The organism is Paenibacillus salivarius, from assembly GCF_051307165.1.
In the GTDB taxonomy this organism is placed as follows: domain Bacteria; phylum Bacillota; class Bacilli; order Paenibacillales; family Paenibacillaceae; genus Fontibacillus.
Window position 1 is genome coordinate 5,116,539 of record NZ_CP195592.1, and the last position, 17,596, is coordinate 5,134,134.

Genomic DNA, 17,596 nt, shown 5'->3' on the forward strand with positions numbered 1-17,596 from the left:
TTATCCTCCTTGTTTGACAGCCGGTATGGGATCCTTTTGCATGTTCACTACGGATTCAAGCTCCTTTGCATCCTTAACGGTCCCCTTCGATAAGACGTAGCCGTCCCCGAAAAGAAGATAAAAATAAGGAAAGACCGATGTTCTAAACGTTTCCCTTTGATCAGGACCGTATAGTAAAAACGGAAGAGTGATCCTGGATTCCTCCAGAAGCTTTTTCACTTTGGACTCTTCGCCTTGAATGAATAGAATCGTTCTTTTACCGGGCCATGTTTCAATGAGCGAATTTAGCTTGGAGAGAATGTCCAAGCACGACAAACAATCCGTAGACAGGAACAGAACGACGGCCCCTTTCTCGTCAACCGCCTCTGCATCGTCGCCCGCATTGTATGCAAATCCCGGAAACAGGCTTCCCAAAGGCAACCCCTGATCCCGTTTAGGCCATGTCGGCGAGGATGGCTCCAAACAAGAGCCCAACTGCCCGGGATCGGCCAACTCGTCAACTCGTTCAATTCTTCCCTCTTCAGTTACAGTGACAACGGTCGGTACCCGCTGAATACCGAACATCTCCACAACCTTGGAAGACCTCAAGATGGGAAAATCATATGAAATATCCCCCAGGTCGGCATCCGAATAAGGTTCAGGATCACTTTTTAAAACCAAAAAATCATTTCTTTGGGAATGGCTCTCCAATTGCTTCAGCACTTCGATACAGGATCCGCAGCTGTCGCTTAAAAAAATCAATTTCGAAACACGCCCCGGAAGTAACTCTGACCTCACCTTTCTTCCCATTTGGTCTCGCGCTTTAAATAGAGGAAGAAAGTCACCGGCATTCCCGCCTCGGGGTAGATCCCCCTCCGAGAGCGGCTTATTTTGTGTCTTAGCTTTCGAGGAGATGAATAACTTTTTTATGGAATCAAGCACTCTTTTCATGCGATCACTCCGTTCATGTCATACCATTGGGACTGGGCTTCGTACATGCGCGCATACTCCCCTTGGTGCCGGAGCAATTGTTCATGGGTCCCCTGCTCGACAAGACGTCCGTCTTTTAGCACCAGAATCAAATCCGCATTGCGGCAACTACCCAGCCGATGGGATATCATGATACTCGTTTTCCCCTCCACCAATTCGGAAAATCGTTCGAACAAGGCGGCTTCGGCAATCGGGTCTAGTGCGGATGTGGGTTCGTCATAAATCACCAACTCGGCATCGATATTAAAGTAGGAACGGCTTAACGCTACCTTCTGCCATTGCCCCTGGGACAATTCCTTGCCTCCTTCATATTCATGGCCCAGTAGCGTATCATACCCATGCGGAAGCGAACGTGAAATGAAGTCCACCCCTGTCTTGACCGCCGCCATATTCAACTGCTCCCTATTGTCCAGGGCCGAGATCTGTCCGAATCCGATATTCTCCTTTAACGTTAATTGATATTGCATAAAGTCTTGGAAAACGGCACTAACCGAAGTACGGTCTTCGTCCGAGAAAATATCCTTCCCGTTCCACAGCACACTTCCGTATTGAGGTCTGTAAAGACCGAGCAGGCATTTGGCCAACGTACTCTTACCGGCCCCGTTATGACCGACGATCGCCACCCGCTGTCCGGGCTTAATGTGGAACCCGACATCTCTCAAAGCCGCTACACTCTGATGGGGGTAGGTAAAATCCTGCCCCTTTACCCAAAGCCCCTCCCTGGATTCTTCCGGAGGCCCCGGTATCAGAACAGGGCTTACCGATCGTTCGTCTGATTTTTTATCCGGAAGATTCATAAATCGAATCAGTTCGCTTGTAAACAGAGCATTTTCGTAAATACCCGACAAATTGGCGGCTATCAACATCACGCTGTCTTTGGCTGTCGTCACCGTCTGGATCATCGCCACAAAAACCCCGATCGTAAGGCTGCCCGTAAAACTAGTCAAAAGAACAACCACGGTAGCAAGGGCCGTAAACGCATAAGAGAAGATCTCGGAGAAACCGCCCAGCCATTGGCCCGACTTTTCCAGCGCGGCCTTTTCCTTCGCATTTTTCCAGTACAACTCGCCCCATCGCCCTAGGATGTATGGATATAGCTTGAACAGCTTCATTTCTTTGGCGGACTCCCTGCCGGTCATCAATCTCATAAGATATTGAACTTTACGGCTGGAAGGGGTTTGGGCGATCATCTGTTTATATCTTTTCTGGCCAAGCTTCATGTTGATCAGAAAGGAAGGGATGATTAAACACAGCACTCCGACGGACAGCATCCAATGAAACCCGGCCAGAACAAAAAGCAGTGAAGTTAACGTAATGAAGCTTTGCAGCACCAGAAAAAAATGATCCAACACGGAAAGCCCGCGATAAGCAAGTCCTTGGGTGACTCTTTGCAGGCGGTCGTAGTATTCGGATTGCTCGAAATAGATATAGTCCAGTCTTGAGCATTTTTCGGCGATCTCGCGGTCCATTTGAAACTGCGCCTTTTGCTTGATCACCAGAAGGAGCATATGGGCCAGCGACCTTAATACCAGGGCGGCCAGAAAAAATAGGGCTTGCCAGCCGATCGTCGTCAGCGCGGTCAGGAACATTTCCCTATTCCCTTGAAACAAGATGGTGGCTTGCTCTACCAGCCGCTTGGTCAAATAGATTTGAACGGCCGGCTGCAGGGCCTCCACGATCCGAATGACCATCATTACAGCCAATCGGACAGGCGCTGATTTCCATATGAACGGAACGATTTCAAACAACAATCCTCGAAGGACTCCCTTATGGTTCACTTCGGCTACACTCTTTCTCTTTATTTTGCATCTGGGTGAATACCCCGGCTATCTCCAGAAGCTACTTCTTATCCAGCAACCGCTGCCCCCGCTCCTCCATGGAAGCCATGGCCTCGTCTAGGGTTTTGGCGCCAGCGGTTACGGCCTTTAGTTCTGAGTTAATAATACCTTCCATACCTGCAAAGAAGCCCTTTGGCGGGGCACTGTAGTATTCATAAGGCATCCATTTGTCCCTCGGCTTTAAAACATAAAAAGCCTCCATCCTTTTCCCTTCAGGATTATAGATAAAATCCGTTCTTGTAGAAGGAACGAAACCAGACGTTTTTGACTTCATTTTTGCAAACTCTTCTCCATTCACGAACTTTATAAGTTCCCAAGCTGCCTGTTTTTGTTCAGAATCAACATTTATACTTGTAATTCCACCAAAGTAATAGTAGGGTGAGGTGTCCCGACTTTTCTCATCAACTGGAGCAGATACTACATCCCAATTTAATTGGAACTTATCCCCCTTTTCCGCTTTGGCCCAGTTAATCTTGTTATTAATGTAATAATAATAATCCACAGTCATAGCACTAGTGCCGCTGATAAAAGGATCATATACTTCAAACTGGTCCATTTCGGGAATTACTACTGTTTTCGACATGTATGCATCCACTATAGTTTCAAATATCTTCTTATATGATGCCGAATTAATGGTCAGCTTCATATCTTTGATATTGATCATGCTTACGTCGCGGCTCCATGCCATATCATCAACGAAGGCAGAAAAATTCAACATGTATAAACCGCTCACCCCATCACCTGAAGGAAATCGTTTGGCCAATTGAATCATTTCCTCCCATGTCATTCGATCCTGTGGATAGGGTATTTTGTATTTATCAAACAAGTCTTTGTTATAGTAGATCGCTTTAGTTTGGAATTCTGGAGGAAGTCCATAGAGCTTGCCGCCCCCTATCAATCTAAGATAATCAACAAACTCCTGATGAACCCCATCAAGGTTAAATTTATCATTGGAAAGCAAATTACTTAAATCATAGAGTTTATCTTGTTGAATAAGTTGTTCGTAATCTTGAACGGAATGTATGACTACATCCGGCTTTTCCTCATTCATTGCCTTCTCTAAGTTATCTCCAAAATAATTAATCACACTTATTTCAATATTCGGATACTTGGCCTTAAAGAAATCCCCGACTTCCGCCATAAATTGATCTTCACTTTCAATTGTCATAACTTTTAAAGTTGCCTTCATCTCCGGATCACTGGTATAGCTTATTTGTTCTTTAGTATTTGAACATGCTGTAATGAGTAATAAATTACCTAAAAATAAAACAATTATATATATTTTCGCAAATTTCAACCCTTCCATCCCCCTTTACATAGATTAAAGAAGTCTACCGTCTAAACGGCTGACGGTAGACTTCTTTAATTTAACAAGTTGTAGTACAATTGCAGATTGAGCAGCCGCTAGAATAATAAGAACAACGTTGTTTTCCACCTGCACAATTATCAGAAGACTGACAATAAGTATATAAATAAGCTCCAGAACACATATTTTTTCACCTCCTTTCAAGAGATTCATTTTTTATAGATAAGACAAAATCGCCCTAACTAACTTAATTAAAAGCCTCTAAAGATTCCACTTATTGATGAACAGCAGATTCAGCTAATCTTAGACCCTACGCCGAAACCCGTTCTTCTCCATACCTGACCAACGCTTGAAGGTGTTCCTCGTTGTTAATAATCCCCTTGGCTCTTATCAAGCCATCAGGAGAGACATAGTATCCGAACGGAACGAAGGGGGTCTGCAGATCCTTAAAATTGTCCACATGAATAATCGGAACTTGAAGCTCGTATTGCTTTATGGTTGCGTTTACTTCGTCCTCCGGGCCGGACATCAAGAAGAGATATTGGTACACCGGCATTTTCCTCTGCACATCATTGATGACCGAGTATAGCTTTTTGCAAGCCAGGCATTGGGATGAGGTTAAAAATATAAGCGTGCCAAGTTTGCCGTGCTCCGTTAGGCTAAGGGCTTTTCCATCCATGGGAATACGCTCGTTAAGTGGAAACTCTACCCCCTCAGGCAGTCCCTCCTGTTGTTCATAGAGCATGCTTCTGGTTGTGATGGCACTCTTTAAAATGACGATCACACCGTAAGAGATCAAAATAACGATGACCCATAAGAGCAAATACGAAATATTAAACATGTCCGGCATGCGCTTTCACTTCCTTTAGTCATATAGTGTTGTTATTCCTGATAGAGCTTGTGATATTGTCTCAGCGTTAGACCTAAGGCGTAGATGACCAGAATCCCTAAGGAGGAAAAGACCGCCGTGCATATTTCTATTATGGAAACCCCCAGGATTGGCAAGGCCGGTGCAAGAAGCAGATAAATGCTTAGAAGAAAGAGGACTAGATGTCTTGTATGCAGCCCTATACCAAGCTTTTCTGATATAAGTCCGCCAAACCAATGGTAGGTTACCATTCTGCCTTTGGCTCTCCAGGCCGCCCATGCAAAAGAGCTAAGCAAAAGCAGAGCAAGCACTGCGCCATAACGCGATGTAACAGGGAACAGCAGCAGCACGCAAACGGCCAATTCAAGCAGTGGAATGGCTACCTTGGCATACCTCGCCCACAAAGGCGTAATTCTTAGCTGCCTCAGCGTGTCTCGGAATGATGACAATTTGCTAAGCTTTGCCACCGAAGATACTGCGAATAGAACGCTTACAAACAATTGGATAAAAACAGATAGCTCCATCTTTTTATCATCTCCCAATCTTGTAATAGCATGACTATCAATAGAATCTCTCATGTGCAATCGTTTGCATTTTTAACAGTAAAAGATGTCTCATATGAATTTTTTTAGAACCAGCCAGGTGATAAATCTAAGATAGGAAAATAGAGGGTACATTCTAATTGGTAAATTAGAAGTGCAAGCGTTTGCTCAAACGAGCGAAATGAACTTAGTTAATATGTATTTAGAGGAGTTACGATCCTTAGATGTTATATGTTACCATTTGCCTTAATTATATCCTCCTTTCTATTGGTGTCAATTACTTTTTTTTGAAGTATTGACACGAATCCCAAAACAAAACGCTGACTCCCTACAAAAATAAGCCAACCAGCAAAGCTGGTCGGCCTTCCAAAGGGCTTGTCGCATCTCTTCTAATTCACCGCAACGGCAAATAGCCAAGGCGATCCAGCCTCTGCGCAATAATTCGGTAACCGCGGCTGTTCGGATGGATCCGGTCAAGAAAGAGCAACTCGCGCTCATTTCCCTCAAATACCGGATATACGTCCGCCACCCGGTAATTTCCTCCTCCCAGGGAAGCAAGAAACGAATTGTACTGGCGTGCATATAGCCCTGCTTCCCTGTTCGGAAACGGATTGTACACTCCCACCATCCGGATGATGAATGGCGTTCGCTGCGAGATTTTGATCTGATACAAATGATTGACGATTTCCCGCACATTCCCTTTTGTCCGGGCCAGCACTTGCGGAATTTGGGCAGCGCGCGATGCCGAGCCGTCGGCGATGGCTCTGGCGTAGGGCTGGAGATCGTTCGCGCCGATGGATACGGTGATGATGTCCGCTCGCTGAAGCGCCGCACGCATTCGCGGATCCCCTTGGATCCTAGACAGCAATTTTTGCGAAGTCAACCCGTTGACCCCTAAATTCTCATAAGTGACCCGTGTTCGAAGGCGGCTTTCCGCCATCCGCCGGTAAAGAGGCGCAAATCCGCCGCTCAGCCACGCCCCGGCGCCCGTCGTCAACGAATCCCCTATGGCCGTATAATGGTAACCCATTTTGAAAACCTCCCCTCTTCTAACTTCGCCTGCCGTCGATAGCATACAGGCCGAAAGCTTGTCGAGTGCCGTCTACACAATATCTTATGATCGAATTGGAGAGGGGGATTGAGAGGTTCGCATATTCTTGACCGGGACGGCAAAATAAAAAAGCCCGCAGACACGCTGCGGGCTCTTCATAACTTGAATCTTATTCGTAGCTAAGCTCCGGATAGATCGGGAACCGATCCGTCAATTCGACGACCTGTTTGCGGGCTTTCTCCAAAGTCGCTTCGTCTTTCGAGTTTTTCAGGACCGATCCGATAATTTGGCCGATCGTCTTCATCGCTTCCTGATCCATACCGCGGGACGTTACGGCCGGCGTGCCGATACGGATACCGCTGGTCACGAACGGACTGGTCGGATCGAACGGAATCGCGTTCTTGTTTACGGTAATGCCGATGGAATCGAGCACATGCTCCGCATCTTTACCGGTGATGTTCAGATTGCGGGTATCGATCAGCATCAAATGGTTGTCCGTACCGCCGGATACGAGGTTCAAGCCTTCGGCGACAAGCGTATCAGCCAGCACCTTGGCGTTTTTCACGACGTTCTCGGCATACGTTTTAAAAGACGGCTGCAGCGCTTCGCCCAAAGCGACCGCTTTGGAAGCGATCACGTGCATCAAAGGACCGCCTTGCGTACCAGGGAAAACGGCTTTGTCGATCGCCGCCGCCCAGGATTGACGGCAAAGGATCATGCCGCCGCGCGGTCCGCGCAGCGTTTTGTGCGTCGTCGTCGTTACGAAGTGCGCGTGCGGCACCGGATTCGGGTGCAAGCCTGCAGCAACAAGACCGGCGATATGAGCCATGTCGACCATGAACAGCGCACCTACATCGTTAGCGATGGAAGCAAGCTTCTCGAAATCGATGATACGCGGGTAAGCACTTGCGCCGGCAACGATCATTTTAGGGCGATGCTTGAAGGCGGCTTTGCGCACTTCGTCATAATCGATCAGGAAGCTGTCTTCCTGCACACCGTAAGCCACGAAGTTATAGAACAGACCCGAAGCGTTAACCGGACTTCCGTGCGTCAAATGGCCGCCGTGGGCCAGGTTCATGCCGAGCACCGTGTCGCCGGGCTTGAGGGCCGTCAAATAAACGGCCAGGTTCGCTTGAGCGCCGGAATGGGGCTGTACGTTGGCATGTTCGGCACCGAAAAGCTCCTTGGCACGGTCGCGGGCGATGTTTTCAACGATATCGACATGCTCGCAACCGCCGTAGTAGCGTTTGCCCGGATACCCTTCCGCATATTTATTCGTCAACACGGAGCCCATGGCTTCCATCACCGCTTCGCTGACGATATTTTCCGAAGCGATCAACTCAATGTTGTTGCGTTGGCGCTTAAGCTCCAGATTCATGGCTTCCAGCACCGCCGGATCTTGCTTTCTCAATTGTTCCATTTCATTGTCCTCCTATGCAAAATTATTTGATCACATCAGTCACATGAACCGGAGTCCTGCTCTTGCGGCAGAACGTATACCGCGCGTTCGCCGCCGATCAGTTTCGGACGGGTTCGGGCCGCGGTGACCCTGGCTTTACCGACATACCGCAATGCCGGCCGGAACGGAACGGCAACGCGGCGCAGATGCATGCCGATCAGCGTTTCGCCGATATCGACGCCCGCATCGGCTTCCAGGCTTTCGGCCAGACACGGTTCAGACAGCCGTTTGAATGCGACAGCCGCCATGGAACCGCCTGCGTTCCGTACGGGAACGGCGGCCACTTCCGTAAGCCTTAGCCTGTCGAGCACCGTCCGTTCCACCACGAGCGCGCGGTTTAAGTGCTCGCAGCACTGGAACGCGACGTCAAAGCCGTATTTTTGCCGGACCCGGTCAATCCCGGCATACAGCTCTTCGGCAATCCGCTCCGCGCCCCCCGTACCGATCCGCACTCCCGCCACCTCGCTCGTACTGGCTCCGATGACGACAAGTTTCCCGGGTCCCAGTCCCGCGGCAGCGGCCAACTCCTCCAATATCTCCGCGACCTGTTCCCGGATATCTCCGAGTTTCGCCATGTCCATGTCCAAACGCTCCTTTCGCCAAAACACTATCCTTATTATACCTAAAAGTACAGGCAGATTAACGACAATCTTCGAGACGGTCCGGCAAAGCGGCTTGAACTTGGCGGCAGGGCCGCATGGAAAACGAAAAAAGAGCATGACGCGATAGCAGCGTCGTGCTCTTTGCCCAGGCGACCGGCCGTATATTCCGATGCTCCATCGTGGTTGGATCCACTTTCGTCGCCAGTCACATCGGATCTTCTTTATAGCTTAAGAATAAAGCATAAACCGGACAAATGCAACCGGGTTTTCACCCGGAAGCCGCATCCTCGTTCCGGTCCCGCTCCAGCTTGTCCAAAACCCGTTCCAGCGCGTCCCGGATCTCCGCAGCCGTTCGATCGTAATCTTCGCGCGAGCCTCCGAAAGGATCCGTAATATCGTATACGGGCATCCGCTGCAACAGCTCGGTCAAGCGCCGACGTGCCGCTTCATCCGGCTGCTTGCCAAGGGAAAGATCAAGTTCGATCCCCGCGGCGAGCCGCTGGAGTTCCTCCCTGTCCGCCAACGATTCCGTTTCATGATCCGCATATTCTTTAAGCGTGTATATTTTATCCGCCGCCTCCGGAAAGGAGTACAAAATCTGGCGCTTATGCCCTTCGGTCAAGGAGAGGATCAAATCCGACCATTCGACCAGCTCCGCGTGCAGCGGCGTCGACAGGAAGCGATCTCCGATTCCTTGCTCCCTCAATACCGCTTCCGCATGGCGGGAAATCGGGACACCCGGGGCCGCAGCGACGCCTGCCGAACGGACCGTGATATCGAGCCCGCGTTCCTTCGCCATTTTGCGCATCATTCCTTCCGCCATCGGACTACGGCAAGTATTGCCCGTACAGACAAACAAAATTCGCATTCGCATCACCTCCGCAAGGATCGGATTTCCCGTAAATTCATAATCATTCTATTCCAAATTAATTGTATCAAAAGATGAACACGAGTCCAAACGCCAACAAGATGGCCCCACCGGCCGCTTCGCCGTATTCGCCCAGCCCCCGGCTTACGCTTCGGCCCAGAGCCAGCCCCGTCACGCACATCAATCCGCCAATGAAACCGAAGGCGAGCACGGTAAGCAGCAGATCTCCGTGAAACATGCCGAGAGACACACCTACGGAAAACGAATCGATGCTGACGCTAAGCGAAAACAGAATTACTCCCCAGATCGTGCGGTGGTTGATCGATTGGAAATCATCGCCCTTGAGCGAACTGATCATCATATGAATTCCCAAGAGCACCAGCAGGCCGCCGGAAACATAACGGGCAAAAACACCGAGGAGTTCACCGACATACTGCCCGGCGACGATGCCGAGAAGAGGCATGAGCAAATGAAAAAGGGCTACGGCGGCGCCGATGCGCAGAGTGTCGCTTCGCCGTACCCCCTTCATTCCGATCCCGACCCCGAGTGAAAATGCATCCATTCCCAGGGCAACCGCCATCAGCAATATCGTTGTAAGTTCACCCAAACGTGCAATTGCTTCCGTCATGCCGCCACGCTCCCATATCCGATTCCTACTTGTACCACCTTATGCGGACAAGAAGTAAATCATGACATGACACCGGCTATTCTTCGTCGTCCGGTTCCAATATCCCGGCCTCCAAATAATTGATGTATTGTCTGAGCTTATTGGCCGACGCCCAGCTGATATCCCCCCGCTCGAACATCGCCTGCACCTCGTTTCGCTGAGCCTGAATTCCTTTGATGCGCAGCTCGCTTTTATATTGGTTGAACATATCCTCGTCTTCCATGCTGTTCGTCCCTGTGCCTTGGGATTTCTGCAGCCTTTCGATCATCTCATTGTATTGAGTCATGACAAACATGGAAGCCTCCCGGTTGCCGTCGTTCATCTGGTTTTTCACCGCTTTAATGGCCGCTTTCGAGGTCCGCAGCTTTACCGCCTTGATCTGCGCCATCGCTTCCTCCGGAAGCTCCCCTGCCGTCTTCTTCAAAAACTGCTTCGAGAACAACCGGCGAAGGCGGAACAATGACACGAGCACCTGCATTTTAAATCGGTTCGACATGACCATTTCCATCTGGTTCATGACTTCCTCGATGCCGGATGCCATCTCTCCGGTAATCTCGCCGTGATCCAGCATGCTTTGAATCTCCCGGCGTTCCGCCTGAAGCCCGGCAAGCCTTACGTTGATGAAGGTCTTGTTTCTTTTCCGGTCGGACCACTCCTGACTCTGGCCGTTTTGCAATTGAAGGAGCTGACGATGATAAAAAGCCAGAACCTTTCTGGCCGCCGCTTCGTTCTCCTCATCGGTCGCCTCCCGAATCGCCGCGATCCCGGCCCGAAGCATAGCGACACGTGCCTCATATTCGCTGTGCTCCACTTCGTCCGCGCCGCCTTCAGGCCGCCTGGAAAGCAGCGGCAATACGACGCTCGCAATGAGCAGCGAACACAAAATCACGCCGGCCGCCAAAAAAATGATCAGGTCCCGCTCGGGAAAAGGACTGCCGTCCTGAAGAACAAACGGAATGGAGAACGCCGCCGCCAGCGTCACCGCTCCCCTCACGCCGGACAAGGAGATCAGAATCGACGACATCAGCTTCGGCCTGCCCATATTTTCCGCGCTTCCGAGGAGCCAAGAACCTTCCCAAAATATATAAACCCAAATAAACCGCAGCACAATCAGACTGATCGTGATCAGGCCGATAAAACCAAGCACCTGCCAGTTGCTGTAATGCGGACTTTGAAAGATCGTTTCCGTCGCGCCGGGAATTTGTAAACCGAGGATGACGAAAACGAGGCCGTTGAGTATGAACAGAATCACGGACCATGTATTTTGCGAGACGACCCGAAGCTCCGGCAATACCGACTCGCTCCGGTCCCGTTCAATCGCGTGCACGATCCCTCCGGCCACGACGGCAAGGATGCCGGAAAATCCGAGCTCCTCGGTGACCAGATAAATGACGAACGGGGTCAAAATCTGGATCAGCATATGGATGGTTACGTCCTCCATCCCCAAGCGGCGGATCAGCATCCGCAGCCAAACGATCGCAAAGGCGACGACGGCCCCGCAAACAAGTCCGCCGACGGCAATCCAAATAAAGCTTAGCGCCGCATCCGTAATGGAAAATACGCCGGTTACCGTCGCCGCCACGGCAAACTTAAACGCGACGAGGCCCGATGCATCGTTCATCAGGGACTCGCCCTCGAGCAGACGCATAATGCCTTTCGGCAAATGGATTCTGCCCGCCAAGGCACTCACCGCGACGGCATCCGTCGGGGACAGGATCGCGGCAAGCGCGAAGGAGGCCGGCAGCGGAATGCTCGGAATCAGCCAGTGGATGAAGTAACCGCCCGCAAAAACAGTGACGAAAACAAGCCCGAGCGCCAGCAGAAGAATCGGTGCCCGCAGGTTCCAAAGCTCTTCGCGAGGGGTTCTTTTGCCGTCATTGTAGAGCAAAGGGGCGATAAACAGCAGCAGGAACAGCTCCGAATTCAACGGCAAATGGATGCCGACCGGCAGCAGGGCAACCGCTGTCCCCAGAATGATTTGCAGAACGGGAATCGGAACGAACGGAATGAACCGGTTAATCACGTTCGATACCCCGATAAGAACAAGCATCAAAAGTACGATTTCAAAAATCTCCAAGTTGAATCCCCCAAATCCCGGTGTCTAGCTATAGGTTTTCCCCGAATAAATCGATTTGCTGCGGCGGCAGGCCTTTTGCTTCGAGCCCGAGGATCTCCATCATCTCCAAAGCGTTCGGAGCCGCGTCCCCGCCGGAATTATTGTTGAATATCATGCAAATTTCCTTCGTGTTCTTTGCAGCCAGCTTCGTCAAGTTATCCCGCCATTCCAAAAGTTCCTCCCGGTTGTACCGGTACAAGGTGCGGACCTCCCGCCAATTGGGCGCTCCTCCCTGCAGCCAGCCGCCGGCATTCCGCCCGTGAAGACGGACGATCGTCAGCTCGGGATCGGTGGGCTCAAGCACCGCCGGAACGGATCCCTCCCCGACCTGAGGCTCATCGCAAATAATATGAATCCAGCCCTCGTCCCTCATAAAAGAGAGTGTTTCCTCCCGCACATCCTCCGCATACCAGCTTTGGTTCCGGAACTCGAGCGCAAGCGGCAGGGAACCCATCCACTTCCTGACGGCGCGTAGCCGCCTGACATTGTCCGGGGTGCAGTCAAACCAAGGCGGAAATTGAAACATGACGGCTTTCAGCCTGCCCGCTTCCACGACAGGGCGGATGGAATCCAAATAAGCCTGAAACATCTCGCCCGGTCCGCCGAACCCGGGATTTTTGCCCCGATTGTGTCCGGTCATCCCCCGGTAGGCCTTTATGATAAAAGTAAAGTCCGGAGGCGTCTCCTCCAGCCAACGCCGGTAATTGGCTTCTCCCAGCACGGCGTAAAAGGAGCTGTCCACCTCCACGACCGAAAAGTACTCGGCATACTTCGCCAGCTTCGCTTTGGCCGGCGTCCCCGGGGGATAAAGCTTATCGTGGTCTCCCCAAGAAGACAAGCCGACCCGGATCATGCGCGGATCACCTGCCGGCCCGCCGCTTTCAGCAGGCGGTTCATGACGGCAGCGCCGAGTCCGTCCTCGGAACAGGACTCGGACAAAATATACGTGACGCCGCCGTCATCGAAGCGGCGGAGCGCCGCGTAAAGACGATGCGCCGCCGTCTCCAGCGCGCGGATGCTGCCGAGCGAAAGCACGCAGTCGGCGCGGCCTTCGTAGTACGGGAGATGCTCGTCGAAGGCGAGCACGCCCGTAACCTCCCCGCGCGCCTTGGCCGAGTCGAGCTCGGCCCGGATCGCGGCCGCCACCCGTTCCGGGGCGGCCCCGGTCACGACGCGCAGCGCCCCGCGGGGCGCGTAGTGCGTGTATTTCATGCCCGGCGAGCGCGGCGCGGGCATGTCTTGAGCGGCGCCGCCCTCGCTTTGCAGGGCGGCGTCCAGCTCTACGCCCGCAGCGAAGCGGGCGAGCTGCTCGGACGTGACCCCGCCGGGGCGGAGCACGGTCACGGTGCCGTCATCGCCGGCCAGGACGACCGTCGATTCGAGGCCCACCCCGGTGGGCCCGCCGTCGACGATGCCGTCGATGCGGCCGGCGAGGTCGTCGCCCACGTGGCTTGCCAGCGTGGGGCTCGGCCGCCCGGACCGGTTGGCGCTCGGCGCCGCCACCGGGCAGCCCGCTGCGGCGATGAGCCGCAGCGCGATGTCGTGGGCCGGCATGCGCACGGCCACGGTGTCAAGCCCCGCCGTCACGCGCGGCGAGACGGCGCCGGCGGCCACGGGCAGCACCAGCGTCAGCGGCCCGGGCCAGAACGCCTCCATGAGCCGCCGCGCCGTCTCGTTCACCTTCGTGACGAGTCCGTCCAACTGGCTCATGTCGGCGATGTGCACGATCAGCGGGTTGTCGGACGGCCGCCCCTTGGCGGCAAAGATCGACTCCACCGCCGTCGTGTTGCGGGCGTCCGCGCCGAGTCCGTACACCGTCTCGGTCGGAAACGCCACGGTCCCGCCCGCGGCCAGCACAGCCCCCGCCTCGGCCAAGGACTCCAGTTCCTTTACCGCCGCATGATTACTCTCGGCGGCAGCTAACCCCGTCACGTCCCACTTCCGGGTGTTCTTACGGATATCCTTTTCCATATGTATCGGATTCAAATTCGTCTCTTCCATCGTTGTCGACCCTTCCAAATCTTAAAAATAGTTACCTTTTATTATACCCCAACCCCAAACGATAACCTAACATTCCGGCATGAAAACCGCGCATGGACGGCGGCAAGCAAAGCAAAAACCGTGCAGCATCTCTATCCGCACGGCTCTCTTATATCCTCTTTACGAAAACAATCCGGCAATCCAATCCCACAACCGGACGAGCATATCCCACAGGAAGAACCTCACTTCGGTCTCTTCAGGATTAACGACTTGCTTTGCGTCGGTTGCTGCGTCGGTTGCTGCGTCCGTTGCCGCGGCCGCCTTCGCTTTGGCGGGCGAAACATCGATGTTTTCCGCCTGTAAGGCGTCTCCGCTTCCCGCATCCACAAAGCAAAGCGGCGGGAACAGCACGCACCACCAGTTCTTGCCCCGGCCTTCGCCGAGCGTAACGCGCAGCGCTTCGTAGTCGCCCGCAGGATATACCGCGCCTCCATACATCTTCGTCGGAAAAGGAACCTTGCCGAGTTCCACCTGGAACTCGTAATCCTTCCCGTTACGGGCCAGCGTTTTACCGACCAATGCCTCGATCTCCCCCAAATGATCCCGAATGATGCGGCGCGCTTCCTCAAGGCTTTGCGGATTCTCAAGCTCGGCGACCCAGCCGTTCATTTGTTCCACCACCGCATCGCGGACGCGCCGCTTGACGATTTGGTCTCCGGCCCCGTCCGAGTTGGCCAAAATCCGCAGCCGGATCGACTCCTGCGGAATCAACCCGTCCGCGGCGGCCGTATCTATTTTTTGCCCTTCCCAGGACATCAGAAGAATCAGCATACTAAAAACAATAAGTGCATAAACCCGCGTTTTGCCGCTAACCTTTGGACGTCCCCCGCCCGTCTTTGCCTTTCCCATCGTTCCCTCTCCCCCCGGCGAATCTCTCATGTCTATCAGTATGTCCGTTTAAGAGGGAGGTATACCTTTCGAATCTATAATTCTATGAATCTGTCCAAAGCTGACGTAATCCAATAATTTAACCGGAAAAACTCCCGTTATTCACTGCTTGAATCTCTCATTTTTCAAAATAGAAGGATAAGCTCCCGTTGTTTAAGGTTTTTTTACCCAAAACTACGCAAAAGGCTCCAATTAACAGGAGGGTTTCCCGCAATTTCGTAACAATGACTCGATAAGCGGAAGTTAGCAGGAGTTTTTCCCGTTAAGTGTAACCGTACCCGCCGCGCTTGATTCACCAATCATAACCACCCGTCCAACGGGTGGTTTGCTCTTGGGGTATAACCCCCTGTTGCCAAACTGCGCCTAAAGACGCTAGCCTGACAATAAAATTGTTCAGGCTCAGTGTTATTTGTCACTTTCACTTACCAGTTAAACTGGTTTACTTCTTCTTGCTGCTGTTCCTGCTGAAGGGATCTTCATACTCTTTCACGCTCAGTTTATCAATTGCTTGATCATGTGCTTCTTGCTCACGTATATATTTTGCGACGGTGGCCTCATTTAAGCCAACAGTACTGACGTAATATCCTTCCGCCCAAAATTTCCGATTCCCATACTTATACTTTAAGCTCGCGTGTTTCTCGAATATCATCAACGAGCTTTTTCCCTTCAGATATCCCATAAATGATGATACTGAGATTTTTGGGGGAATTGCTACTAACATATGTACATGATCCGGCATCATGTGGCCCTCTATTATCTCCACTCCCTTGTATTTACACAAACGCTTGAAAATCTCGATCAAGTCTTTTCTCACTTGATTATAAATTTCTTTCCGTCTATACTTCGGGGTGAACACAATGTGGTATTTGCACATCCACTTCGTGTGAGCTAGACTATAGCTCTTGTTTGCCATCTAAGACCATTCCTTTCATTATTGAGCCTGAACATCTCAATTTTATTGGAATGGTCTTGTTGGTCAAACCCTTGATCCCTCCACCCGCATAGCGGGTGGTTTTTTGTTTCGCACGCTTCGCGAGCTCAACTGGCTAAAGCCGCAATAAAAAACGACGGCTCCATATGGAGCCGCCGCATCATTATTTTCCCCGTTACCGGTTTTGCGCCTTAAGCCGGGAATACGTCGAAGAGGGAACTGCGTGCTCCTCGTCGATTTCTTCCCCATAAATCCGGATGCTCATCGCAAGGCCGATGGAAGCCATATTGATCAGCAGCGAGGTCCCTCCGTAACTGATGAACGGAAGCGTGATCCCGGTGAGCGGCATCAACCCGATGAACATTCCGACATTTTCAAAGATTTGATACAAAAACATGGCGACAATGCCTACGATCAGAAACGGCCCCGCCCTGTCCTTGGATTCCAGCGATATGAGAATCAGCCGATGAATCAGGACAAAATATAGCAGCAACAGCACGGAGCTTCCCAGGAAACCAAACTCTTCGGCAACGACGACAAAAATGGAGTCCGAGTACGTGAACGGAACCCGCTCCGACTGAACGGTTTCCCCTTTCATGTAGCCTTCGCCGGTCATGCCGCCCGAGGCGATCGCCAGCTTGGCGTTTTTGGTGTGGTAAGCCGCATCTTTGGACGCTTTTTCCGGAAGCAGCCAGGGGTCAAGCCGGTTAATCCAGTGCTCCCGCCCGATATCGACCAGAAAGGTGTAGATCTTGTCATGATATATTTTGTAGGCGCTGATTCCGCCGATCACGGCACTGGAAAAAATTACGACGGCAATCAAAGCGTGCGTATATTTGACGTTACCGATCCACAGCATCCCCGCTAAAATAACGAGATAGCTGAGCGCGTTGCCAAGGTCGTTCTGCGCGATGACCAGGACAAACGGGACGAATGTCACTGCGCAAACGGGAACGACGTCCCGCCAGAACAATAGTCCGGTCTTCCGTTTCCGGTACAGCAAAAAGCCCAGAAACAAAATAAGCGGCAATTTGAAAAATTCCGCCGGCTGAAAGCTTTGGTTGATGATCGGAATCGTCATCCAGCCCGTGGCGTTGTGGTAGGTGTTACCGATGAACATGACCAGGATGAGCAGGCCCAACCCGGCCAAATAAATATACAACGAATATTTGATAAACACCCGGAAATCAACGATGGAAACCGCAAAAAACGCGGCGAAACCCAAAACGTAATACATGAGCATTCGCAGATGGTAGCCATGGTATTGGGTATTGGACGTGGCGCTATATAGCACCGCGATGCTGATACCCATCAGGAGCAGCAGGATCATGACGATCGTGTAGTCGATTTTTTTGAGTTTCATCAGCATAATTGGTCACCCGCCTTTCCTGTAAAAAAATAACCGCCCATACTTTATCCACTATCCATTGTAAAGGAATTGACGGACCAAA

Annotated in this window: 16 protein-coding genes and 1 riboswitch; all 16 genes read right to left on the minus strand. The window is 51.8% G+C overall.

The features are described from left to right. Nucleotides 1-741 carry a hypothetical protein gene (locus tag ACSFXJ_RS23760; RefSeq protein ID WP_435922774.1) on the minus strand — a complete coding sequence of 247 codons (741 nt, stop codon included), beginning with the start codon at nt 739-741 and terminating at the stop codon, nt 1-3. Nucleotides 742-926: 185 nt separating this feature from the next. Further along, the gene (locus ACSFXJ_RS23765; protein WP_435922775.1) at nt 927-2,720 is read right to left on the minus strand and encodes an ABC transporter ATP-binding protein; all 1,794 of its coding nucleotides are present in this window, start codon (nt 2,718-2,720) and stop codon (nt 927-929) included. Between the two features lie 88 nt (nt 2,721-2,808). After that, on the minus strand, nt 2,809-4,104 hold the full coding sequence (locus ACSFXJ_RS23770; RefSeq protein ID WP_435922776.1) for an ABC transporter substrate-binding protein: 1,296 nt from the start codon (nt 4,102-4,104) through the stop codon (nt 2,809-2,811). A gap of 319 nt (nt 4,105-4,423) precedes the next feature. Beyond that, the gene (locus ACSFXJ_RS23775; RefSeq protein WP_435922777.1) at nt 4,424-4,963 is read right to left on the minus strand and encodes a hypothetical protein; all 540 of its coding nucleotides are present in this window, start codon (nt 4,961-4,963) and stop codon (nt 4,424-4,426) included. A 32-nt stretch (nt 4,964-4,995) separates the two neighbouring features. Continuing rightward, on the minus strand, nt 4,996-5,505 hold the full coding sequence (locus tag ACSFXJ_RS23780; RefSeq protein WP_435922778.1) for a MauE/DoxX family redox-associated membrane protein: 510 nt from the start codon (nt 5,503-5,505) through the stop codon (nt 4,996-4,998). 412 nt (nt 5,506-5,917) lie between these two features. Next, nucleotides 5,918-6,553 carry a GDSL-type esterase/lipase family protein gene (locus ACSFXJ_RS23785; protein ID WP_435922779.1) on the minus strand — a complete coding sequence of 212 codons (636 nt, stop codon included), beginning with the start codon at nt 6,551-6,553 and terminating at the stop codon, nt 5,918-5,920. A 190-nt stretch (nt 6,554-6,743) separates the two neighbouring features. Beyond that, entirely contained in the window at nt 6,744-7,994 is a 1,251-nt protein-coding gene (glyA, locus tag ACSFXJ_RS23790) for a serine hydroxymethyltransferase (RefSeq protein WP_435922780.1), read from the minus strand. Between the two features lie 35 nt (nt 7,995-8,029). Beyond that, entirely contained in the window at nt 8,030-8,614 is a 585-nt protein-coding gene (locus ACSFXJ_RS23795) for a TIGR01440 family protein (protein WP_435922781.1), read from the minus strand. A 157-nt stretch (nt 8,615-8,771) separates the two neighbouring features. Further along, a riboswitch (ZMP/ZTP riboswitch) is annotated at nt 8,772-8,854 on the minus strand. 49 nt (nt 8,855-8,903) lie between these two features. After that, a complete protein-coding gene (locus ACSFXJ_RS23800; protein ID WP_435922782.1) occupies nt 8,904-9,503 on the minus strand; it encodes a low molecular weight protein arginine phosphatase in 600 nt (199 codons plus the stop codon). Nucleotides 9,504-9,570: 67 nt separating this feature from the next. After that, nucleotides 9,571-10,131 (minus strand): manganese efflux pump MntP, encoded by a 561-nt coding sequence (locus ACSFXJ_RS23805; protein WP_435922783.1) that lies wholly within the window; start codon nt 10,129-10,131, stop codon nt 9,571-9,573. 76 nt (nt 10,132-10,207) lie between these two features. Further along, nucleotides 10,208-12,247 carry a Na+/H+ antiporter gene (locus ACSFXJ_RS23810; RefSeq protein ID WP_435922784.1) on the minus strand — a complete coding sequence of 680 codons (2,040 nt, stop codon included), beginning with the start codon at nt 12,245-12,247 and terminating at the stop codon, nt 10,208-10,210. 28 nt (nt 12,248-12,275) lie between these two features. Further along, nucleotides 12,276-13,139 (minus strand): DUF72 domain-containing protein, encoded by an 864-nt coding sequence (locus ACSFXJ_RS23815; RefSeq protein ID WP_435922786.1) that lies wholly within the window; start codon nt 13,137-13,139, stop codon nt 12,276-12,278. Then, the gene (locus ACSFXJ_RS23820) at nt 13,136-14,257 is read right to left on the minus strand and encodes an L-threonylcarbamoyladenylate synthase (RefSeq protein WP_435925843.1); all 1,122 of its coding nucleotides are present in this window, start codon (nt 14,255-14,257) and stop codon (nt 13,136-13,138) included. Before ACSFXJ_RS23820 ends, ACSFXJ_RS23815 begins: the two co-directional genes overlap by 4 nt. A gap of 189 nt (nt 14,258-14,446) precedes the next feature. Next, on the minus strand, nt 14,447-15,097 hold the full coding sequence (gene spoIIR, locus ACSFXJ_RS23825) for a stage II sporulation protein R (RefSeq protein ID WP_435925844.1): 651 nt from the start codon (nt 15,095-15,097) through the stop codon (nt 14,447-14,449). A gap of 556 nt (nt 15,098-15,653) precedes the next feature. Further along, the gene (gene tnpA, locus ACSFXJ_RS23830; RefSeq protein ID WP_148450401.1) at nt 15,654-16,127 is read right to left on the minus strand and encodes an IS200/IS605 family transposase; all 474 of its coding nucleotides are present in this window, start codon (nt 16,125-16,127) and stop codon (nt 15,654-15,656) included. A 193-nt stretch (nt 16,128-16,320) separates the two neighbouring features. Further along, nucleotides 16,321-17,514 carry an FtsW/RodA/SpoVE family cell cycle protein gene (locus tag ACSFXJ_RS23835; protein WP_435922787.1) on the minus strand — a complete coding sequence of 398 codons (1,194 nt, stop codon included), beginning with the start codon at nt 17,512-17,514 and terminating at the stop codon, nt 16,321-16,323. Nucleotides 17,515-17,596: the final 82 nt, after the last annotated feature.